The 19,831-nt window shown below is 60.5% G+C and carries 20 protein-coding genes and 1 tRNA gene; 11 read left to right on the top strand and 10 right to left on the bottom strand.

Annotated features, from left to right (window positions below; all coding sequences use genetic code 11):
• Complete coding sequence (gene ypfJ / locus BSF79_RS06335) at positions 1–834, bottom strand: KPN_02809 family neutral zinc metallopeptidase (RefSeq protein WP_090269007.1); 834 nt, start codon at positions 832–834, stop codon at positions 1–3.
• Between the two features lie 137 nt (positions 835–971).
• Here ypfJ and BSF79_RS06330 point away from each other — a divergent pair, with 137 nt between their 5' ends.
• The 3 genes from BSF79_RS06330 (at position 972) to recR (ending at position 3,836) form a co-directional block, all read left to right on the top strand.
• Positions 972–2,759, top strand: a complete 1,788-nt coding sequence (locus tag BSF79_RS06330) for a DNA polymerase III subunit gamma/tau (protein WP_090269006.1) — start codon at positions 972–974, stop codon at positions 2,757–2,759.
• 69 nt (positions 2,760–2,828) lie between these two features.
• On the top strand, positions 2,829–3,173 hold the full coding sequence (locus BSF79_RS06325; RefSeq protein WP_090269005.1) for a YbaB/EbfC family nucleoid-associated protein: 345 nt from the start codon (positions 2,829–2,831) through the stop codon (positions 3,171–3,173).
• 69 nt (positions 3,174–3,242) lie between these two features.
• Positions 3,243–3,836 carry a recombination mediator RecR gene (gene recR, locus BSF79_RS06320; RefSeq protein WP_090269004.1) on the top strand — a complete coding sequence of 198 codons (594 nt, stop codon included), beginning with the start codon at positions 3,243–3,245 and terminating at the stop codon, positions 3,834–3,836.
• Positions 3,837–3,987: 151 nt separating this feature from the next.
• Here recR and BSF79_RS06315 read toward each other — a convergent pair.
• The 4 genes from BSF79_RS06315 to BSF79_RS06300 form a co-directional block, all read right to left on the bottom strand.
• Positions 3,988–4,064, bottom strand: a tRNA-Arg gene (locus tag BSF79_RS06315).
• Positions 4,065–4,193: 129 nt separating this feature from the next.
• Complete coding sequence (locus BSF79_RS06310; protein ID WP_090269003.1) at positions 4,194–5,597, bottom strand: sensor histidine kinase; 1,404 nt, start codon at positions 5,595–5,597, stop codon at positions 4,194–4,196.
• Positions 5,598–5,616: 19 nt separating this feature from the next.
• Entirely contained in the window at positions 5,617–7,032 is a 1,416-nt protein-coding gene (locus BSF79_RS06305) for a dihydrolipoyl dehydrogenase family protein (protein WP_090269002.1), read from the bottom strand.
• A complete protein-coding gene (locus BSF79_RS06300) occupies positions 7,029–7,769 on the bottom strand; it encodes a TVP38/TMEM64 family protein (RefSeq protein ID WP_090269001.1) in 741 nt (246 codons plus the stop codon). Before BSF79_RS06300 ends, BSF79_RS06305 begins: the two co-directional genes overlap by 4 nt.
• Before the next feature lie 275 nt (positions 7,770–8,044).
• On the opposite strand from BSF79_RS06300, the gene rpmH reads away from it, so the two are divergent.
• From rpmH to yidD, 3 genes are read left to right on the top strand one after another with little or no spacing between them, the layout of a single operon-like run.
• Positions 8,045–8,179, top strand: coding sequence for a 50S ribosomal protein L34 (gene rpmH / locus BSF79_RS06295; protein WP_090269000.1), 135 nt, complete (start codon positions 8,045–8,047; stop codon positions 8,177–8,179).
• Positions 8,180–8,200: 21 nt separating this feature from the next.
• A complete protein-coding gene (gene rnpA / locus BSF79_RS06290) occupies positions 8,201–8,617 on the top strand; it encodes a ribonuclease P protein component (RefSeq protein ID WP_090268999.1) in 417 nt (138 codons plus the stop codon).
• Positions 8,617–8,853 (top strand): membrane protein insertion efficiency factor YidD, encoded by a 237-nt coding sequence (yidD, locus tag BSF79_RS06285; RefSeq protein WP_090268998.1) that lies wholly within the window; start codon positions 8,617–8,619, stop codon positions 8,851–8,853. Before rnpA ends, yidD begins: the two co-directional genes overlap by 1 nt.
• A gap of 17 nt (positions 8,854–8,870) precedes the next feature.
• Here yidD and BSF79_RS06280 read toward each other — a convergent pair whose 3' ends face one another.
• The gene (locus BSF79_RS06280) at positions 8,871–10,571 is read right to left on the bottom strand and encodes a pentapeptide repeat-containing protein (protein ID WP_090268997.1); all 1,701 of its coding nucleotides are present in this window, start codon (positions 10,569–10,571) and stop codon (positions 8,871–8,873) included.
• A gap of 139 nt (positions 10,572–10,710) precedes the next feature.
• On the opposite strand from BSF79_RS06280, the gene ttcA reads away from it, so the two are divergent.
• From ttcA to yihA, 5 genes are all read left to right on the top strand, one after another.
• Positions 10,711–11,580 carry a tRNA 2-thiocytidine(32) synthetase TtcA gene (gene ttcA / locus BSF79_RS06275; protein WP_090268996.1) on the top strand — a complete coding sequence of 290 codons (870 nt, stop codon included), beginning with the start codon at positions 10,711–10,713 and terminating at the stop codon, positions 11,578–11,580.
• A gap of 61 nt (positions 11,581–11,641) precedes the next feature.
• Positions 11,642–13,168, top strand: coding sequence for a putative bifunctional diguanylate cyclase/phosphodiesterase (locus BSF79_RS06270; protein ID WP_090268995.1), 1,527 nt, complete (start codon positions 11,642–11,644; stop codon positions 13,166–13,168).
• A gap of 110 nt (positions 13,169–13,278) precedes the next feature.
• Positions 13,279–15,078 carry a membrane protein insertase YidC gene (yidC, locus tag BSF79_RS06265; protein ID WP_090268994.1) on the top strand — a complete coding sequence of 600 codons (1,800 nt, stop codon included), beginning with the start codon at positions 13,279–13,281 and terminating at the stop codon, positions 15,076–15,078.
• Entirely contained in the window at positions 15,075–15,824 is a 750-nt protein-coding gene (locus BSF79_RS06260) for an MOSC domain-containing protein (protein ID WP_090268993.1), read from the top strand. The genes yidC and BSF79_RS06260 overlap by 4 nt, the downstream gene beginning before the upstream one ends.
• Complete coding sequence (yihA, locus tag BSF79_RS06255) at positions 15,824–16,474, top strand: ribosome biogenesis GTP-binding protein YihA/YsxC (protein WP_090268992.1); 651 nt, start codon at positions 15,824–15,826, stop codon at positions 16,472–16,474. Before BSF79_RS06260 ends, yihA begins: the two co-directional genes overlap by 1 nt.
• 103 nt (positions 16,475–16,577) lie before the next feature.
• On the opposite strand, the gene fliP is transcribed toward yihA, so the two are convergent.
• The 4 genes from fliP to fliF are packed head-to-tail and all read right to left on the bottom strand — an operon-like array spanning position 16,578 to position 19,819.
• On the bottom strand, positions 16,578–17,315 hold the full coding sequence (gene fliP, locus BSF79_RS06250) for a flagellar type III secretion system pore protein FliP (RefSeq protein WP_090268991.1): 738 nt from the start codon (positions 17,313–17,315) through the stop codon (positions 16,578–16,580).
• Positions 17,312–17,611: a FliM/FliN family flagellar motor switch protein gene (locus tag BSF79_RS06245; RefSeq protein ID WP_090268990.1), complete on the bottom strand. Its 300-nt coding sequence runs from the start codon at positions 17,609–17,611 to the stop codon at positions 17,312–17,314. The genes fliP and BSF79_RS06245 overlap by 4 nt, the downstream gene beginning before the upstream one ends.
• Positions 17,604–18,200, bottom strand: coding sequence for a FliH/SctL family protein (locus tag BSF79_RS06240; protein ID WP_090268989.1), 597 nt, complete (start codon positions 18,198–18,200; stop codon positions 17,604–17,606). Before BSF79_RS06240 ends, BSF79_RS06245 begins: the two co-directional genes overlap by 8 nt.
• The gene (gene fliF / locus BSF79_RS06235; RefSeq protein WP_090268988.1) at positions 18,200–19,819 is read right to left on the bottom strand and encodes a flagellar basal-body MS-ring/collar protein FliF; all 1,620 of its coding nucleotides are present in this window, start codon (positions 19,817–19,819) and stop codon (positions 18,200–18,202) included. Before fliF ends, BSF79_RS06240 begins: the two co-directional genes overlap by 1 nt.
• Positions 19,820–19,831: the final 12 nt, after the last annotated feature.

Here is a 19,831-nt window from a genome sequence, read left to right as displayed (position 1 = left end):
TCAAAGCTTCCTGGCGCTGAACGTGTCGCATTGATTGACGTCACCGCTTTTGTACCCGGTCGCAAACCAGCGTGACCGCTGCTCTGAGGTGCCATGGGTAAAGGTATGCGGCTGCGGCACGCGCCCCGCCTGCCGTTGCAACCGGTCATCCCCGATCATCCGGGCAGCGTTCAACGCCTCGTCGATGTCGCCGGGCTCCAGCAAGCCATCCACCGCCTGCGCCCAGACGCCCGACAGACAATCCGCCTGCAATTCCAACCGCACCGTCAATGCGTTGGCCTGCGCCTCGCCTACGGCCTGACGGCGCTGATTCACCTGCCCCAGAATGCCCAGCTCGTTCTGCACGTGATGCGCGACCTCATGAGCAATCACATAGGCCGCAGCGAAATCACCTTTCGCCCCCAGCTGCCGCGACAGCGTGGCGAAAAATTCGGTATCCAGATAGGCCTTCTTGTCCGCCGGGCAATAGAACGGCCCGGTTGCCCCGCTGGCGCCACCACAAGGGCTCTGCGTCACCCCGGAATAGAGCACCAGAACCGGCGGCGTATATTGCCGCCCCAAGTGCTCCGGAAACACCTGCCCCCAGACCTGCTCGGTCGTGGCCAGCACCCGCGACGAGAACTCTGCCGCCCGCTCTTCCTCGGCGCTCAACTCGCGCGGCGCGCTTTGCTGCCCGCCCTGCCCCTCAAGCAAAGGTGTCACATCAACCCCGGCGAAATATCCGATGGCCAGCACAATCAGCAATCCGACCCCGCCAATCTGTGCCCCGGCGCGGCCGCCGGTCCGGCGGCGATCCTCAACATTGCGGCTGGCCCGCACATTCTTCAATCGCATCACTGTCCCCTTCGTCGGAATGCCAATCAGACCTTACAGCAGTTCCACCGGCATTAAAGTCTGGAAATCCTGCCCACGCGCTGGACGCGGACGCAACCGCAGCTTAGGTTGCCCGCGACACCCGAAAAGAGGCCCACATGAGCGACGCACCCAAGACAGGCTATCAGGTACTGGCGCGGAAATACCGGCCGGAAACCTTTGCCGATCTGGTCGGACAAGACGCCATGGTGCGCACCCTGAAAAACGCGTTCGAGGCTGATCGCATTGCTCAGGCCTTTATCATGACAGGGATTCGCGGGACCGGCAAAACCACCACCGCGCGAATCATCGCCAAAGGCATGAATTGCATCGGCCCCGATGGCACCAGTGGCCCCACCACCGAGCCCTGCGGCCAGTGTGAACATTGCGTGGCCATCATGGAAGGCCGCCATGTTGATGTGATGGAGATGGACGCGGCCTCGAACACTGGCGTCGCCAACATCCGCGAGATCATCGATTCGGTGCATTACCGCGCTGCCTCGGCCCGGTTCAAAGTCTATATCATCGACGAAGTGCACATGCTCTCGACCGGTGCGTTTAACGCGCTGCTGAAAACGCTGGAAGAGCCGCCCGCCCACGTCAAATTCATCTTCGCCACGACCGAGATCCGCAAAGTTCCCGTCACCGTTCTTTCGCGCTGCCAGCGGTTCGACCTGCGCCGGATTGAGCCCGAGGTGATGATCGCGCTGCTGCGCAAAATTGCCACCGCCGAAGGTGCTGATATCACCGATGATGCGCTAGCCTTGATCACCCGCGCCGCCGAAGGCTCGGCCCGTGATGCCACCTCGCTGCTGGATCAGGCAATCAGCCACGGGGCCGGCGAAACTACCGCCGATCAGGTCCGCGCCATGCTTGGCCTGGCCGATCGGGGCCGCGTGCTTGACCTCTTTGACATGATCATGCGCGGCGATGCCGGGGCTGCACTTTCAGAGCTCGGCGCGCAATATGCCGATGGGGCCGACCCCATGGCAGTGCTGCGCGATCTGGCCGAAATCACCCATTGGATCAGCGTGGTGAAAATCACTCCCGAAGCCGCTGATGATCCCACCGTGTCGCCCGACGAACGCGCCCGCGGGCAGGGCATGGCCGAAAAACTTCCCATGCGCCCGCTGACCCGGATGTGGCAAATGTTGCTCAAGGCGCTGGATGAAGTCGCAAACGCCCCCAACGCGATGATGGCCGCCGAAATGGCCGTGATCCGCCTGACCCACGTCGCCGACCTGCCCAGCCCCGAAGAGCTGGTGCGTAAACTGCAGGACATGCCACCACCCTCCGGCCCCGCCGACGGCGGCGGCGGAGGTCTTGCACATGGCGCAAGCTCGCCTGCGGCGGGCGGGAGGACAACCTCTGGAGCGGGGTCTGCTCACGCCTCGCCGACCCTCGGACAGGCAGGCCAGCCTCAGGCCAACGGGGCGGCAACCGCACTTGCCCAAGCGCCCGATCAGGTGTTGGCACACTTTCCCACATTCGACCACGTCGTCGAGCTGATCCGCGCCCACCGCGACATGCGCCTTCTGGTCGAAGTCGAAACAACCCTGCGCCTGGCCGCTTTTCAGCCTGGTCGGATCGAGTTCCAGCCCACGGATAGCGCCCCCGCCGATCTCGCTCAGCGCCTCGGCAGTCGTTTGCAGCTCTGGACAGGCAGCCGCTGGGCCGTCACGCTCGTCAATGCCGGCGGCGGCGAAACCATCGACGAAAAACGCAACGCCCGCGAAACTTCGCTGCGCACTCAGGCGGAAACCCATCCGCTGGTGCAGGCCGTGCTTACCACGTTCCCTAAGGCCCGCATCACCCAGATCCGAACCCCACAAGACCTCGCGGCCGAAGCTCAGGCCGACGCCCTGCAAGAGGTCGAAGACGAATGGGATCCCTTCGAGGACACCTAACAGCGCCCCTTGTCGCGCCCTCACGCGCTCCATATCTCTACCTCACAACAGACACCCAGGAGAAATCAGATGCTCAAAGGCTTAGGTGGCCTTGGCGATATGGCCAAGATGATGAAAGCAGCTCAGGAAATGCAGACCAAGATGGCGTCCCTCACAGAGGAAATGCACGCCATGACCGTCACGGGTGAATCCGGCGCCGGGCTGGTCAAAGCCACTTGTTCCGTCAAGGGCGAGCTCAAGAGCCTCGACATTGACCCGTCGATCTTCTCGGCGGACGATAAGGAAGTCGTCGAAGACCTGATCCTCGCCGCGATCAAGGACGCACAGCAAAAAGCCAATGAAAAGGCCCAGACCGAAATGGGAAAACTGACCGAAGGCATGGGCCTGCCCAAAGACATGAAGCTGCCGTTCTGACCCGAACCCTTCATTCACATTTCCCAAATATCCCCGCCGGAGGCCCCCGGTCAACACAGGCACCGCCCCTTGAGCAGCACCCGAGACATTGATGCCCTGATCGCGATGATGGCCAAACTGCCCGGTCTCGGCCCGCGCTCGGCCCGTCGCGCTGTGCTGCACATGATCCGCAAACGGGCACTGCTGCTGACCCCGCTGGCCGACTTGATGCAGACCGTCGCCGCCACTGCCCGCGAATGCCTGAACTGCGGCAATGTCGGCACGAGTGACATCTGCGACATCTGCGCTTCAGAAAAACGCGCCAACGGCATCCTGTGCGTGGTCGAGGACGTGGCCGACCTTTGGGCGATGGAGCGTTCAGGCACCTTCAAAGGCCGCTATCACGTTCTGGGCGGCACGCTTTCGGCGCTGGATCAGGTCGGTCCGTCACAGCTTCGCATTCCCAAACTGATCGACCGCGTTGCGACTGAAGGCATCACCGAGGTCATCCTCGCGCTGAACGCCACCGTGGACGGCCAGACCACCGCGCATTACATCGCAGACGAGCTTGGTGGTCGCGCAGCCCTCAGCTCTCTGGCGCAGGGCGTACCGATCGGTGGCGAGCTGGATTATCTGGATGACGGCACCATCACCGCGGCTCTGAACGCTCGGAAGCGGCTCTGACTAGGGCGAAAGCGCTTTCCTCAACCAGTGCTGACGAAGCGGAATGCCAATGATGTCATTGGCAGAGCTTCACTCAAAGGGGGATATTTTCCACCAACAGACGGGCCTGCGTCGCGTCGCAAGTCATCTGTCGTCGTATATCAAGGGTAAGTGGTGGACTGGGGAGGATTCGAACCCCCGACCCCTTGATTCGTAGTCAAGTGCTCTATCCAACTGAGCTACCAATCCATCGACGCGGGGTTTAGCCCCTACCCCAGTGCAATGCAAGCGCAAAAGTTACAGAAAGTTCACATCCGGTCGCTTGCGGGGAAATATTGTTATTTTTCAAACTCGTAACATCAAAACCCCGAACCGCCATCACGCCAAGTGGGGGATATCTTCGACGGCGCTGCCCCGCGGCAGGCAGATGGCGAAAACCGTGCCATCGGGGCCAGTCTGTTCAAGCGTGAGCGTACCGCCATGACCACGGACAAGCTCTTGGGAAATCGTCAACCCCAGCCCCGAACCACCTTTGGTGGCGCCGCCCTGAAACGGGGTGAACAGGTGCGCGCGCGCCTTGGTCGGCAGGCCGGGACCGGTATCAGAGACGCGGATGATCCATTGAGTTTCATCCTCGGTGGCGCTGACGCTGATTTCGCCGGGCTCGCCCGATTGCATGATCGCCTGGCGCGCATTGCGCACGAGGTTGAAGATCACACGGTACAGCTGCTCGGAATCCGCGCGTACGATCAGGGTCGAAGGTATGTCTTCGGCGAAGGAAATATCATGCTCGCCCACCGACAGCCGTTCGCTGTCGATCACATCACTGACCACATCGGCAAGGAAGACGCGGGACAGTCGCGGGGCGGGTTCTTCGGCCTTACCAAACGCCAGTGTGGATTCGCACAGGTGGACGGCGCGGGTGATCGAGTTGACCAACTTGGGCGCAAGCCGCTTGACCGACGGGTCCTCTGACATCTCGATCCGATCGGTGAAAAGCTGTGCGCTGGTCAGCATGTTGCGCAGGTCATGACTGACCTTGGCGACGGCACCACCAAGTTGCGCCAACCGCTCTTTTTGCTTGAGCGCGCCGGTCATCTGCGTTTGCAACGAGGCAAGCGCCTCTTCGGCTTCGCGCAACTCGCGCACGCTGGCGGTGGGCATGATGATACGGCGCGCGTCTTCGGGGTTGGCAGCATAGGACTGCATGTGGCGGACCACACCCTTGATCGGTTTGACCAGAAACGCCCGCACCGCCATGAACAGCAGAACCGCCGTGAAGCTGGAAATGACCGCCGACAGCAACAGAATACGCAGGCCATAGTCGATCATCGCCATGCGCAGGGGCTGAGTTTCCATCGTGATCTCGATCAGCAGACCGGCCTCGCGCACCGGGTTGCCGATGACGCGGATCACGCGCGGTTCGGGGTTGAACAGCTCGGACATGGCGTCGCGGATCAGGGCAAAGGCCGGGGCATCGCGCAGATCGAACGTTGCGTCGATCGGGCGCGGCATCGGCGACGACAGGATCAACTGGCGGGCCTCGTCGCGGCGCAGCACGACGTTGAACACCTCGGCATTGCGCAGCAGTTCCTCTTCGAGGTCGGGCGAGATCATATCATCGGCCAGCAGCGCAAGGCTGGCGATCTGCGCGCGCTCAAGCCGCGACAGCAGGTAATCCTCGCGGAAGCGGGCGATGGAGGGCACAAAGATCAGAACCTCGGCCAGCATCACGAAGATGACAGTCAGGATCAGGAATCGGCCCGAAAGCGAGTTCAGCATTTGCTCTCCATCACACGGGTCAGGGCAGCAGGCGTTGCACCAGCCGCACGACCCGTTTGACCATCATATTATCAAACAGTCTGGGAGAGAAATAGGCACCCGCAGCCCTCTTGTTAAGCTCTGCGATGGTCGGATAAGGCGCAATCATGTTGGTAAGGGCCGAAATCTTAAGGTTATTGGCGATGGCCAGCGACCATGGCGTGATCAGTTCGCCTGCCTGCGCACCAACGATTGAGGCCCCGACAGGACGCCCCTTGACGAGCATCACCTTGATCAGACCGGTGGTCTGCCCGGTGGCGATGGCGCGGTCGTTGTGGTGATAGTCAGCGCGGACAACCTCAAGCTTGTCGCCGTATGTCTCGCGGGCCTGCGCCTCGGTCAGGCCAATCTGGGCCAGCTCGGGGTCGGTATAGGTGGCCCACGGGATATGCGCGGTTTGGACCTTGGCGGGCAAGCCAAACAGCACCTGCCGGATGATCAGCCCGGCATGATAGCCCGCGACATGGGTGAATTGCAGCCCGCCCGCCACATCTCCGATGGCATAGACATGTTTATCGGTGGTGCGCAGGCGGGCGTCGGTTGTGATGCCCTGTTTCGTGGCCGCAATCCCGGCGGCGGCAAGGTTGAGCCGGTCGATATTGGGTTTACGCCCCACGGCGATCAGCAAGTGGGTCCCGGTAAAGCTGCCAGCCGAGGTTTCGACAGTAATCGCACCGCCCTGCCCGGTGATGTGCTGGGCCAGCGCGTTTTCCGCGATGGTGACGCCTTCGGCGCGCAGGCGCTCAAGCACGATAGCGGTCAGTTCGGGGTCGTCTTTGGCAAGCGCTGTCGCACCTTCGATCACAGTGACCTTACAGCCGAGGCGGACATGGGCCTGCGCCATTTCCATTCCAATCGGACCGCCGCCGATGATCAGCAGATGTTCGGGCTTTTCGCGCAACTCGAACAAGGTCTCATTGGTCAGGTACGGCACATCGGCAAGGCCGGGGATCGGCGGCACCAGCGGCGACGATCCGGTGGCGACAACGATCCGACGGGCGGTGATGGTGGTGTCGCCCGCCTGCACGATGCGCGGGCCAGTGAAGGCGCCGAACTCGCGGATGACGCGGACGCCCAGCCCCTCGAACCGTTCTTGGCTATCGACGGGGGCGATGGTGGCAATGACGCGGGCGACGTGATCCTTGGCGGCGGCATAGTCGATTTCTGGCACGGTCGGGGTGATACCCATCGCGGCACCCTGCGTCATGGCATGGGCGGCGTGACCTGCGGCCAGCAGCGCCTTGGACGGAACGCAGCCATAGTTCAGGCAATCCCCCCCCATCTTGTGCCCCTCAAGCAGGGTGACATCGGCCCCCATCTGGGCAGCGCCTGCGGCGACGGACAACCCGCCCGAGCCTGCGCCGATCACCAGAAGGTCAGTTTTGATCCGGGTCATACGATGCCTTTCCGGCCCTTCAGGACCTTGATGACGATAGGAAGCGCTGACAGCGCGCAAAGGCCAAGCAGCGGCAACAGGATGTGTGGCTCGAAGATCAGCCCCAGATCGGGGGTTTCGCCCCGCTCGAACACCTCTCCCAGGCCCGCGCCGACCGAGGTGAAGACCAGGCCGCCGGGGATGATGCCCAAAAAGGTCGAAATCACGAAGCGCGACAAGGGAACCCCCACAAGCGCGGGCACGAGATTGGCAACAAAGAACGGCACGGCAGGCACGAGGCGGATCAGGAACAGCATCGGCCACTGATTGTTGTCGATGCCGTCTTTTAGGCGCTTGATCGCGCCCGTGCCATTGTCCATCCGCGCAGCAAGGCGCACGCCCAGACCCCAGCGCGCCGCGAGAAATATCAGCACCGCCCCCAGCGTGGCGGCGGTAATATTGATCAGCACGCCGGGCCATGTGGCAAACAGGAACCCGCCGGTCAGGGTGGTGACCGCCGACCCCGGCAGCGAAAAAGCAACGATCGCAGTATAGGCCAGCATGAACAGCGCCACGCTAAGGGGGTAATTTTGATCCCGGAAGCTGATCAGCTCGGCCCGGTGGTCACGCAGGGTTTCGAAGCTGAGCCAATCGCCAAGGGTCACGGCCCCGATCGCCGCCGCGACCAGAATCAACAGCAGAGGCAGGTGCCGGATCAGGCTGCGGCGGGGCGTAGGCGGAGGTAAGGGGCTTTGCATCGGGTGTCCTGTTGCTGTGACGGTCAAGATGCGGGTTTGGCCGCCGATTTGACAGGCCCATCACAGCGGGTTGATCATGGGTGACCAATCCCGCAAGGTTTTCGCTGTTCCCCGGTGTGAATGAAACATATCGCGGGGTGCTGCGGGATTTTTGTTGCAAAACCGTCATGGGGTGTTTGACTTGTCAGAGACTCCCCCCTATAGACCGGGCTTCGGATAGCACGGGCACCGACGATTCCGTTCGGCGTGGCCCCAGATAACTTGGAGACGGAGCGATGAAACGCACCTACCAACCCTCGAACTTGGTTCGCAAGCGGCGTCACGGTTTTCGTGCACGCATGGCCACCAAAGCAGGTCGTAAGATTCTGAACGCACGTCGCGCACGTGGCCGCAAGGATCTGAGCGCGTAAGCGCCAGACCAAGACGGATAGATGACACCGCCGGAGGCACCCGTGGATGGCACCAATGCCAGACAAAGGGACACGCCCCCGGCGGTTTCCGTTTGCCTGACGGTTCTTCAGAACCGATCAGATTTCCTGCTCGCGGCACGCGCCGAGCGGCAGGGAACCCGTGGCATGATGGTGCAGGCGCGAAAGCGCCGCGCAGACGAGTTGCCCGTGGGCATACGTGTGGGGTTCACCTGTTCCAAAAAGGTCGGCAACGCCGTGGCACGCAACCGTGCCAAGCGTCGCCTGCGCGAGGTCGCACGGATGATTCTTCCCATCCATGGGCGCGCCGGGTGGGACTATGTGCTGATCGGCCGCGCCAACGCGACGGCCGAGCGCCCCTTTGAAGATCTGAAAACAGATCTTATCTATGCGCTGAAGAAGCTGCATCAGGAGGGGTAATGTCCCCGCTGGCCCATATCCTTGCCATACCCGTCCGCGCCTATCGGTTGATTTTTTCGCCGTGGGTCGGGTTCAATTGCCGGTTTCAGCCGACATGCAGCGCCTATGCGCTGGAGGCGTTGGAAAAACACGGCGCGGTGCGCGGCAGTTGGCTTGCGGCGCGGCGAATCGGGCGGTGCCATCCGTTGGGGTCAGACGGGTATGACCCGGTGCCCGATCCGAAAAAGCCCAAATAGGCACCTGCTGCCCTGAATTAGTCAGCTTCAAACGGTTTGACCCGACGCAGCCGCCAGACATCCCGAGCACCAGTTTGCGCCAGAATCGCCTCTTCGGTGAGAAACAGAAATGCCGAATGCACTTGGAACACATCCTCCAGCGTTGCAGGGACCTGTTCATACCGGTCGACGCGAAAGCTGCCGGGCGCGGCCTGATCTGCCAGTTGGCTCAACGCATCGGCGGCGAACACGAAAGCCCCATCAAAATCGACCGAGCGCAGATCAGCTCCGTCGAAATCAGTGCCCAGAAGGACGGCGTTTAAGAACGTCGCCGCGCCCAACTGTGCCCCGGAAAACGCACCACCGCTGAAGGTTGCGCCATCGAAGTTGGCGGCCCCTGCATTTGCCCCCGAAAAATCACAGCGCAACAGGAAGGCGTTTGAGAAATCCACCCCCGCCAAAGCGGTGGGATATATTCCCTCTGCCAGCTGGTAGGGCGGTTTGGCCTCGTTGGCAGAGATTGCAGAAAACAGGCTGTCGCGCAGCACCGCCTTGCGGAACGAGGCATTTTCAAGCGCCGCACTGCGGAAGTCGCTTTCCATCACCTGCGCGCGATCAAACCGGGCATAGCTGAGCTGCCCACCCTGCATCGAGATCCCCAGCAAGTCCGTATCCTCGGCGTAGGCAAAGGACAAATCCAACCCGAACCAATTCAGCGCCTCGTAATCCCGCAGGCCCGCCCGGATCAGCGTTTGCAACAGTTGCGCACGCTCGGGGCTGGCCGGGCGCGGGATCAGGCGATCCTCGGGCGGGGGTTCGGTCCAGTCGAAGACCCCCTGCAGCGTGCTGAAAGCCACGGGCAGCGCGGCCCGCCGCCGCTCCATCGCGACGCGGATCTTGTCGGCATCGTCATGGGCGCGCAGGCGAGGGTCCAGAAACCGGTAAGGCTTTACCGCCCGCGAGGCGGAGGTAATCCGCATCACCAACTGCGGATCAAGATCACGCAACGGATCCAGCACCGGCACACGCGCGCCCCATCCGTCATCCGGCTGCGGGGGGCCACCATCGCGCGCAACGGCGCGCGTCATGGCCTGTCCCAGCAGATCGGCGATATTGGTGATCTCGACCGCGAGTTCGGCATTTCGTGCAGCCTCGGCCAGCTGAACATCCTGCGCCAAATAGGCCGATTGAGCCTGCAGCTTGTCGTTCTGCTCCTGCATCAGCCGTGACTGCACCGCCAGCAGCTCGTTCTGCTTGAACAGCAGCGCCGTGCCCGCCAGCGCCGCCATCGCGGCGATCAGCCCGGTCAGCGAAGCGATGATCCAGCGCCGGGTCGACAACCACGCATAGCGCGCCAACGCCAGCCGCACCAATTGGCGGGCGGCGGCGGTGGCACGGTGCGGGTCGCGGTCAACGGCACCCTCAGCGACCTGCGCCAGCGGATCAGCGAAGCGTTGCAGCTGAGTATCGGCGATACCGAAAACCCGCCGCAGCAAGGGTTTTCGCAACAGAATCGCCAGCGACCCGAGCAGCCCAATCACAAAAATCGCCGACAAAAACACCGTAACGATCAGCCCGGCACTGTCTTGCAGAATGCTATACCCGGAAAACGCCAGCAGAAACCCCGCCGCCAGCCCAAAACCAAACAGCAGCGCACCAAAAGCAACCGGCGCGCCGCGCGCCTCGTCAAACTCCGCGCGATCAGTGGTTTCGGGCGGATCGGGCGGGTCCACGTCCATGATAATCCCTTTGGGTAAATGCAGTCAGAGTGGCAAAGCCTGCCCTGTCAGGCAAGGGTTAAGGCTGTTTTGCGGTTTTCTGCGCCGCCGCCGCATCTGCCCCCTTCCCCCGTGCCTCGCGATTTGGCATAGGAGCGGGATGCTTGATGATGCTGACGATATTCACCCGCTGTTCCACGGCGCGCCCTCCTCGACCGAGTTCCGCAAGCTGCGGAAACGGATCGTGCGGCATACGCGTGAGGCGATCGAACAATACGGCATGATTGAACGCGGCACGCGCTGGCTGGTCTGCCTGTCAGGCGGCAAGGACAGCTATACCTTGTTGGCGGTGCTTCACGAGCTGAAATGGCGCGGGTTGCTGCCGGTCGATCTGCTGGCGTGCAATCTGGATCAGGGTCAGCCGGGCTTTCCGGCGACGGTCCTGCCGGAGTTCCTTGAGCGGATGGGCGTACCGCACCGGATCGAATATCAGGACACCTATAGCATTGTGATGGATAAGGTGCCTGCGGGACGGACCTTCTGCGCACTGTGTTCGCGTTTGCGGCGTGGGAATCTCTATCGGATTGCCCGCGAAGAAGGCTGCAGCGCGGTTGTTCTGGGTCACCACCGCGATGATATCCTTGAGACATTTTTCATGAACCTGTTCCACGGCGGGCGCTTGGCAACGATGCCGCCGAAACTGGTGAATGAAGAGGGGGATCTGTTTGTCTATCGCCCTCTGGCCCATGTCGCCGAAGAAGATTGCGAAAAGTTCGCCCGCGCGATGCAGTATCCGATCATCCCGTGCGACCTGTGCGGCTCGCAGGATGGGCTGCAACGTCAGCAGGTGAAGCAGATTCTGGACGGCTGGGAGAAGAACAGCCCCGGTCGCCGTCAAGTGATGTTCCGGGCGCTGATGAATGCGCGCCCTTCGCACCTTCTGGACCCGAAATTGTTCGATTTCGCCGGGTTGGCCCGTGGATCTGTCGAATTTGAACAAATCCCTGACGAGATTCCCAAGCTGCGTTAAGTCCCTCTTGAGACTCTGCCCCTAGCCTCCGGTCAAGACCCGCGAGAAAGGTGGCAAAGCCATGAATGATCAAAGCCCTCCAGCCATGGACCGGTTGCGCCGCAAACTCAGACAAGCGCTGACAGGGCCGCATATTCTGGCGTTTCTTCCTGCCGTCGTCCTGGGGTCGTTCTGGATCGGGGGCGAAGCGTGGCTGCTCGCTGTTTCTCTCGGCTTACCAGTCCTCTATGCGTTTGCGGGCGGGTTCAGCCAATGGCAGCCAGACGGCGAAAATCGCCCACCGCTGCCCCCTCTGGATCAGATCCTAGACACGCGACTGGAAGAGAGCGTGCAAAAAGGCATGGGATTCGGCTGTTTCCTGATTGCTCTTGATGACTTCGAGGAGTTGCGCGAACGCCATGGCGTATCCGCGGCGCGGCGCGTTGTTGCGCGCGTGACCGACCGTATCGGTTCAGCTCTGCGTCAGGGCGATTTGGTGCTAACCCCCGACGACGGTGTCTTTGTTGTGATCCTGGCCCCGGTGCGCCATCTTGACCTCGAGGCCGCCATTCAACTGTCTCGCCGGATGCAATACGCAGTGGAAGAGCCTATTTCCATGGACGCAACCAGCGTTTTCATCTCGTGTTCGATCGGGTTTTGCCTGAGCCAGCAAAGTGTCAGTACGACCGGCCTCCAGATGCTGGACGGGGCCACGACCGCCCTCAGCGAAGCCCGCGCGAACGGCCCATCAGCCATACGTGCCTTCACCGAAGGCATGAAAGCCGCCAATATCAGCCGTACCGCCTTGAGTGACGAAGTGTCTCTTGCCTTGGAAAGCGGGCAGATCCACCCTTGGTATCAGCCCCAGATTTCGACCGATACCGGGCACATCACTGGGTTCGAGGCGCTGGCACGTTGGATCCACCCCAGTCGGGGCGTCGTTCCGCCTGCCGACTTCCTGCCCGTCCTCGAACGCGCCGGGCTGATGGAACGATTGGGCGAGGTCATGCTTGCACGCGCGCTCGATGCTCTCAGGGATTGGGACCAAGCCGGGGCAATTGTCCCACGCGTAGGCGTCAACTTCACCCCCGAAGAGCTGCGCAATCCCAAACTTCTGGAGAAAATCACATGGGAACTGGACCGATATGACCTGAGCGCCGACCGCCTGTCCGTAGAAGTTTTGGAAACGGTGGTCGCGGCGTCACCTGACGATGTTGTTGCACGCAATATCAACGGGTTGTCCAAACTGGGCTGCGCGATTGATCTGGACGATTTCGGAACCGGTCATGCCTCGATCTCGTCCATCCGCCGCTTTGCAATTCAGCGAATCAAAATCGACCGGTCCTTCGTTATGAAAGTGGATCGAGACCCGGATCAGCAGCGCATGGTCGCCGCAATATTGACAATGGCCGAGCGGTTGAATCTGGAGACATTGGCCGAGGGCGTCGAAACAGTCGGCGAACATGCGATGCTGGCGCAGCTGGGGTGCGGCCATGTCCAAGGCTTTGGCATCGCGCGCCCAATGCCATTCGAGCAAACACTGGATTGGATTCGCGCCCATGAAGCGAAGTTGCAAAACACCCCCTGCATCGGTCGCAGTACCGGCTGAACCCCTGCGAAGTGCCGCCGAACCGTCGCTTTTCCGGGATTCCGCTTGACCTTTCGGGCCGCACTCTGTTGAACCAGCCTGAAGTTTACCAGGACAGGCAGCGACCCCCGATGAACGATCAGAACAAGAATCTCATTTTGGCAACAGCCCTCAGCTTTGTCGTTATTCTGGTATGGTTCACACTGTTCCCGCCACCTGAACCGACACCGGCAGATCCGAATGCACCCGTCGCCTCGACTCAGATGCAGGCCCCCACAGCGCCAACCCCGGAAAACACTGCCACTTCGCCTTCGATGGCGATGGAAGCAGGCGCCGACGTACCGCGGGTTGTCATCGACACTCCGCGTGTCAAAGGCTCGATCTCTTTGCTGGGCGGCCGGATTGATGAACTGGCCCTGAAAGACTACCGCGAAACATTGGAGCCCGACTCGGATATCGTGACGGTACTGTCTCCTCTGGGCAGCGCCGACGCGTATTATGCCGTTTTCGGATGGGCTCCTGGTCAAGGCACCGAAATTAACGATGTGCCCGGCGCCAACACGCAGTGGACCGTGGAACGGGGGCAGACCCTGACACCCGAGACGCCTGTCAGCTTGGTATGGGACAATGGCAAGGGGCTGACCTTTCGGCGGGAAATTGCAATTGATGGGGACTTCATGTTCTCGATCACGCAATCTGTCGAAAATGCCAGCGGTGCCCCGGTCACGCTTGCGCCCTACGGTGTTCTGACCCGCCACGGCGAGCCGTCCAATGCGAAGAAGTTCTTCATCCTGCATGAAGGCGTCGTTGGTATGGCGGACGGTAAACTGACCGAGACCAGCTATAAGAACGCGGCTGATCTGGGATATAATGAACGCGAAGGTGCCCGGGCCGAGGTTGCGCAAGTAGCCGAGTCGGGCTGGATCGGCTTCACCGACCACTACTGGATGTCGACGCTGGTTCCCGCCCCCGGAACGCCGTTCAAATCCGTTACAAAATATGACGAGCGGCGTGATATCTTCCAAACTGAAGCTGTGCTTCAAACGCTGACCGTCGCGCCCGGCGCCACTATCAGCGCCGACATGCAACTGTTTGCTGGCGCCAAGGAATGGGAAGCCATTCGCCACTATCAGAACGAGGGCGGCGTCGCAGGCTTCGTTGACTCGATCGATTGGGGCTGGTTCTTCTTCATCACCAAACCGATGTTCTGGCTGCTGCACACGCTGCATGGCCTGATCGGCAACATGGGCTGGGCGATTATCGCGCTGACCATCACAATCAAAGCGCTGGTCTTTCCGCTGGCCTATAAATCCTACGCCTCAATGGCGAAAATGAAAGAGCTTCAGCCCAAGATGGAGGAGCTGAAGAAAGCTGCTGGCGACGACCGTCAGAAAACCCAGCAGGCGATCATGGAGCTGTACAAGAAGGAAAAGGTGAACCCGGCGTCGGGGTGTCTGCCGATCCTGATCCAGATCCCGATCTTCTTCTCGCTCTACAAGGTTATTTTTGTCACGCTGGAACTGCGGCATGCGCCTTGGATCGGCTGGATCCGCGACCTCAGCTCTCCCGATCCGTCCTCGATCCTGAACCTGTTTGGTCTGCTACCCTATGCAGCGCCCGAACCGGGTTCGCTTCTGGCGATCCTGTCACTTGGGGTTCTGCCGATCCTTCTCGGGATCTCGATGTGGTTGCAACAAAAGCTGAATCCGGCCCCCACCGACCCGGTCCAGGCCCAGATCTTTGCCTTCATGCCTTGGGTGTTCATGTTTATGCTCGGCTCGTTCGCCAGCGGGTTGGTCGTTTACTGGATCGCCAACAATACGATCACCTTTACGCAGCAATACCTGATCATGCGTAGCCACGGATATCACCCCGACGTGTTTGGCAATATCAAGGCCAGCTTCAAACGAAAGAAGCAGACGCCAAAATGACACGGCTTACCCATATCCTTCGGCACCCGGTCAAGGCGATCGGGTACGAAGAAATTAGCGGCGCGTCCCTGACAAAGGGGCGCGCTTTGCCCTTTGATCGGCACTGGGCTGTGGCCCATGCCGCAGCGAAATTCTCGGGGCAACCAGAGGCTTGGCATGCCAAGATGAATTTCCTGCGCGGCGTCGCTGGCCCCGACCTTATGGCTGTGCAGACACGTTTAGACGAAGCGAAGGGCGTTTTGACCCTGACGCATCCGCGCGCGGCCACGATCACCGTGGACCCTGCGCGCGATGAGGCTGAATTGCTGGCGTGGCTGGCATCGCTTTGGCCCAAGACGCGCCCCGCGCCGTCGCATGTGGTTTCGGTGCCGGAACAGGCCATGACTGACATGCCCGAGCCGTTCATCGCACTGCTAGGGCTCGCGTCAAATCGGGCACTGTCACAACGGATGGGGCGCGATCTGTCGATCCACCGCTGGCGCGGGAACCTATGGATCGATGGCTGGGCGCCGTTTGAGGAATTCGACCTGATCGGCAGGCGCGTCCGTATTGGCGCGGCCGAACTGAACATTGTGCAGCGGATCACCCGCTGCGGAGCAACGCGCGCCAACCCCAAGACCGGGCGCGAAGATGCGGATACATTGGGCACGCTGAACAAGGCCTATGGCCATCAGGATTTCGGCGTTTATGCTCTGGTCACAAAAGAAGGCCCCATCGCCACAGGCGACCGGGTGGAGATATTGTAATGCAACTACCCTTTCCACTGACCGAAGAACCTGATGCGTTCACCCGCGAAAAAGGCCGCCTTCTGTTTGCGGGCCAGACTGATTTCCTCAAAGGGGTGGTGGCCATGTCCGGCCTGCCGCCGTCTGACCGGATCGAGGTCTGCTTCGCCGGGCGCTCAAATGTCGGAAAATCCAGCCTGATCAATGCGCTGACTGGGCGCAAGGGGCTGGCGCGGGCGTCGAACACGCCGGGCCGTACACAAGAGATCAACTTTTTTACGCTGGCAGACAGCCATTATCTGGTCGACCTTCCCGGCTATGGCTATGCCAATGCGCCGCTGGCCGTGGTCGAAAAGTGGCAGAAACTTCTGAAGCAATACCTGTCGGGGCGGCAGAACCTGCGCCGGGCCTTCGTCTTGGTTGACGCCCGGCACGGGATCAAGGCCGTGGACGAGGAAATCCTCAGCCTGCTCGACAGCGCCGCCGTTACCTTTCAATGTGTTCTGACCAAGGCCGACAAGGTGAAGGGCGCCGACCGTGATGCGGTACTGGCCCAAGTGCGCGGTGCGCTGGCCAAACACCCGGCAGCCTTCCCCGAGATCATTCTGACCTCCAGCGAAAAAGCCGAAGGCATCGCCACCCTGCGCGCCACGATTGCCACGCTGATTTAGCCTGCGGTTCGGCTCAGACGTTCCTCCCCTCACCGGGGGGCATCATGTGCCCACCCAGCACAGCGGAGCGATACGCCCGCCAAACCCTATGCTTGTGCGGGGCCTAGAAATACCCGCGGACCAATGCCCCCGCGATTAAACTCCAGCCGTCCGCGATAACAAAAAAGGCCAACTTGAACGGCAGCGATACAATCGCGGGTGGGACCATCATCATACCCATCGACATCAAAATCGCCGCCACGACCAAGTCGATGATCAAAAAGGGTAAAAAGACAAGAAACCCGATTTGAAATGCCCGAGAAACCTCGGACAACAGGAAACTTGGGATCAATACCGAAAGCGGAGCATCCGCGTTCATTTGAATTGCGTCTGCGTTTGGCCGCAAGGCTGCCATCGCCTCAAATGTGTCCACATCCACCCGCGCTGACATAAAGATACGAAACGGCTCCAATGTTTCGAAAAATGCGGTCTCAGCGTCGATTGTTTCAGCAAGAAGCGGAGATATGCCGTTGGTCCAGGCAGCCGTAAACACCGGATCCATAACAAAATAGGTAAGGAACAACGCGAGGCTTACGATCAGCATATTCGGAGGAGATTGCTGCAGACCAATGGCTTGCCGCAGAATCGACAGCACAGTCACAATAAACGGAAAACAAGTCACCATGATTGCAATGCCGGGGGCGATGCTGAGCAGAGTGACGAGCGTGATCAACTGCAGACTGCGCGCGGTCAGAGAGCCGCCGTCCCCCAGCGAGACCGAAAACTCCTGCGCGGCAGCAAACTCGGGCAGAAACGAAAGCGCGGTCGCGATAGCCAGAGCAGAAATATGGCTGCGGTTCATCCAAGACCATCCGAGAGGTTTGCAATCTCTGTCAGACGCACCGCAAGTTGGCCGCGTTGATCGCCATCCAGTTCTTCCAGTTCACCCCGAGCGATCAGGCGGTCCCCGACGAACAACTCCACCAAGTCATCCACCCGGCTGTCCAGCGGAAGGATGGCATTTTCGGTCAGCTTCAGAAGCTCGCGAACCAAGGGGCGCGCTCTTCCGACCGAGACCGTGATTTCAATCGGAACCGCTGCGAAAGGATTGTTGGACCCAGCCTGCGCTGTCGAATTTGGTGCATCTGTTTTACCCATGTGCCGTATCCTTTTGGAGGTCATCAAAAAACCCATCGAAGGCCTGCGAAATGCCTGCGAGCACCTCATCAAGATCGACTCTGCGCTCAGCCTGTCCGAACTTCAGCTCAATTTGGCCGCCCGCAAGTGCGTCGTTTTCCTCAATTGTGAATGGGGTCGTGAATTTCTTAACCAGCATATCTTCAAGGACAGCGCGATTAGAGGGCGCAATACAAAGGATCATCCCCGAGGAGCTGTGCCCGCGCGCCATCTCTGTCATTTGCTCGGTGATATGAAGGGCAAGAGATTTGCGCGCGATATCTGGAAGCAGCTTTTCCGATATTTGCGCCATAAGCGGCTGTAATCCCCGCATGATATGGCCATACGCCTCGTGGTACGTGAACGAAATGTCCTGCAGGCTTTTTGCAAACTCACTTGTGACATTCTGCTGGTCTTCCGCATGTGCTTTGGCGGCATCGTCCCAACCAGCTTTGTATCCTTGCTCGAAGGCTTCCAGCTGATGCTCCTCCAGCGTCGCATCCGACATCACGGCCCCGGCTTTGGAGCCATGGTATTGACCGAAATCATGCAATAGATGGGCAATCGACATCAGGCATTTTCCTCCCGATCTTCCAACCAGCTTCGCAGTATTTCGACCGTTTCCTCTTTGCGATCGCTGATCAAACCTCTGAGCCGCTCCACCGGGTCACCGTTTTTCTGGCCGAGATGGGCCGGTAGTTCAGCATTGTCAGTGTTTTGCGAAATCACCGAGAGATCGGGCAAATCGACGTCGTTATCGGCGATTTCACCTGTCAGAGCCGTCAGGGGAACATCAGATTCGCGTCGTGCCTTCTCCCCCGTACCCTGCGGAGAGGGCAATTCCATCACTGCGGGCTGTTTGGACAGAAGCGGGCGTATTACAAACAGGCCAAGGATCAACGCAACAAGCGCCAACACCGCCATCTGAATAATCGACATCAGATCCAGCGCGGGCATGGTTAACATGCTCGAGGAGGCTTCAGTGCCCTGTGGCAAAATTGGCTCGAAAGACATGGATTTGAGGGTGATGACATCGCCACGGTCTTCGTCGAAGCCAACAGTTGAGGCCACCAGTTCACGCAAAGCCTCAAGCTCTTCGGACGGGCGCGGCTGAAGTGATTGCGCTCCGTCTTCCGTGGTGGTGAGAACCCCGTTCACCAACACCGCGACCGTCACGCGCTTGACTGCACCGGGCGCACGCACAACCTCTCTTTGCGTTTCAGAGACCTCATAGTTAACGCGCTCACGGCTTTGACTGTTTTGCGCGCTTGCACTTTCGTTGCCTGCGGCATCCCCGGCCGGGATGTTCGAGGCAACAGTGACGTCACCTCCCGCACCATTCTTCGAATTGTTTGTACTTTCTTCAGTGTCGGAACTGACCACCACGCGCCCTGTCGGGTCAAAACGCCGCTCAACAATCGATTCGCTTTCCGTCACCGTCTCGACGCTCAGCTCGACGACAGCATTTCCACGGCCCACACGTGCTTCCAGGATGCGCTGGACACGGTCCCGCAAAGTATCGTTCCGATCCTCTCCTGTGGCGGGGGAAGCGACCTCATCGGCGCTGATCAACCCACCCGACCCGTCAATAACGGCAACATCGTTTGGTCGCAGGCCCGTTACCGCCGAAGCGATCAAAAACCGCAGGGCGCGGGCCTGGTTGGGCGACAGCCCCCCCCCAACGGTGGTGACAGAGACTGATGCCGTCGGTCGCACCTCACGCTGAAATGGGTTCGAGCCAGAGTTGGCGATGTGCACGCGCGCCTGCGTTATATGCGGGCTAGCGACAATCGTACGGGCAAGCTCGCCCTCTTTTGCCCGCCAATAAGCCGCATCAAACATCTGCGACGTCGTGCCAAACCCAGAGAGGTTGTCGAGCAATTCATATCCACTGTTTCCGTTGGTTGGCAGCCCTTCGCTTGCCAGTGTCATGCGCAACTCATCCCGTTGTGCGGACTCGACGAAAATCGACCCGCCGCGGATGCTGTACCGGACACCGCGCTGCTCCAGTGACTGGACCACATCACCCGCCGCGCCACTTTCCAGTCCAGCATAGAGCAGGCTCATACTTGGTGTGGCGGCCTGTCTTGAAAGCGCCAGAACCGCCGCAAAAACGGCCACCGTCGCCAATATGACAAAAACACGTTTGCGCGGGTCCAAAGCGGACCAGAGTTGCACGATCTGCTTCACGTTAAGCCTCCG

Source organism: Thalassovita taeanensis (assembly GCF_900110775.1).
Lineage (GTDB): Bacteria > Pseudomonadota > Alphaproteobacteria > Rhodobacterales > Rhodobacteraceae > Litorimicrobium > Litorimicrobium taeanense.
Note: the sequence above shows the minus strand (reverse complement) of the source record. Positions and strands in the feature narration are given on the sequence as shown.

What these genes read in the sequence shown, in the direction of transcription:
- BSF79_RS06330 (WP_090269006.1), top strand. Translation starts at nt 972, where the DNA reads ATGAGCGACGCACCCAAGACAGGCTATCAGGTACTGGCGCGGAAATAC.
- yidC (WP_090268994.1), top strand. Translation starts at nt 13,279, where the DNA reads ATGAACGATCAGAACAAGAATCTCATTTTGGCAACAGCCCTCAGCTTT.
- fliP (WP_090268991.1), bottom strand. Translation starts at nt 17,315, where the DNA reads ATGAACCGCAGCCATATTTCTGCTCTGGCTATCGCGACCGCGCTTTCG.
- BSF79_RS06300 (WP_090269001.1), bottom strand. Translation starts at nt 7,769, where the DNA reads ATGCAAAGCCCCTTACCTCCGCCTACGCCCCGCCGCAGCCTGATCCGG.
- BSF79_RS06260 (WP_090268993.1), top strand. Translation starts at nt 15,075, where the DNA reads ATGACACGGCTTACCCATATCCTTCGGCACCCGGTCAAGGCGATCGGG.
- ypfJ (WP_090269007.1), bottom strand. Translation starts at nt 834, where the DNA reads ATGCGATTGAAGAATGTGCGGGCCAGCCGCAATGTTGAGGATCGCCGC.
- BSF79_RS06325 (WP_090269005.1), top strand. Translation starts at nt 2,829, where the DNA reads ATGCTCAAAGGCTTAGGTGGCCTTGGCGATATGGCCAAGATGATGAAA.
- rnpA (WP_090268999.1), top strand. Translation starts at nt 8,201, where the DNA reads ATGACACCGCCGGAGGCACCCGTGGATGGCACCAATGCCAGACAAAGG.
- BSF79_RS06245 (WP_090268990.1), bottom strand. Translation starts at nt 17,611, where the DNA reads ATGGGTAAAACAGATGCACCAAATTCGACAGCGCAGGCTGGGTCCAAC.
- ttcA (WP_090268996.1), top strand. Translation starts at nt 10,711, where the DNA reads ATGCTTGATGATGCTGACGATATTCACCCGCTGTTCCACGGCGCGCCC.
- yihA (WP_090268992.1), top strand. Translation starts at nt 15,824, where the DNA reads ATGCAACTACCCTTTCCACTGACCGAAGAACCTGATGCGTTCACCCGC.
- BSF79_RS06310 (WP_090269003.1), bottom strand. Translation starts at nt 5,597, where the DNA reads ATGCTGAACTCGCTTTCGGGCCGATTCCTGATCCTGACTGTCATCTTC.
- BSF79_RS06240 (WP_090268989.1), bottom strand. Translation starts at nt 18,200, where the DNA reads ATGTCGATTGCCCATCTATTGCATGATTTCGGTCAATACCATGGCTCC.
- BSF79_RS06305 (WP_090269002.1), bottom strand. Translation starts at nt 7,032, where the DNA reads ATGACCCGGATCAAAACTGACCTTCTGGTGATCGGCGCAGGCTCGGGC.
- BSF79_RS06270 (WP_090268995.1), top strand. Translation starts at nt 11,642, where the DNA reads ATGAATGATCAAAGCCCTCCAGCCATGGACCGGTTGCGCCGCAAACTC.
- BSF79_RS06280 (WP_090268997.1), bottom strand. Translation starts at nt 10,571, where the DNA reads ATGGACGTGGACCCGCCCGATCCGCCCGAAACCACTGATCGCGCGGAG.
- rpmH (WP_090269000.1), top strand. Translation starts at nt 8,045, where the DNA reads ATGAAACGCACCTACCAACCCTCGAACTTGGTTCGCAAGCGGCGTCAC.
- yidD (WP_090268998.1), top strand. Translation starts at nt 8,617, where the DNA reads ATGTCCCCGCTGGCCCATATCCTTGCCATACCCGTCCGCGCCTATCGG.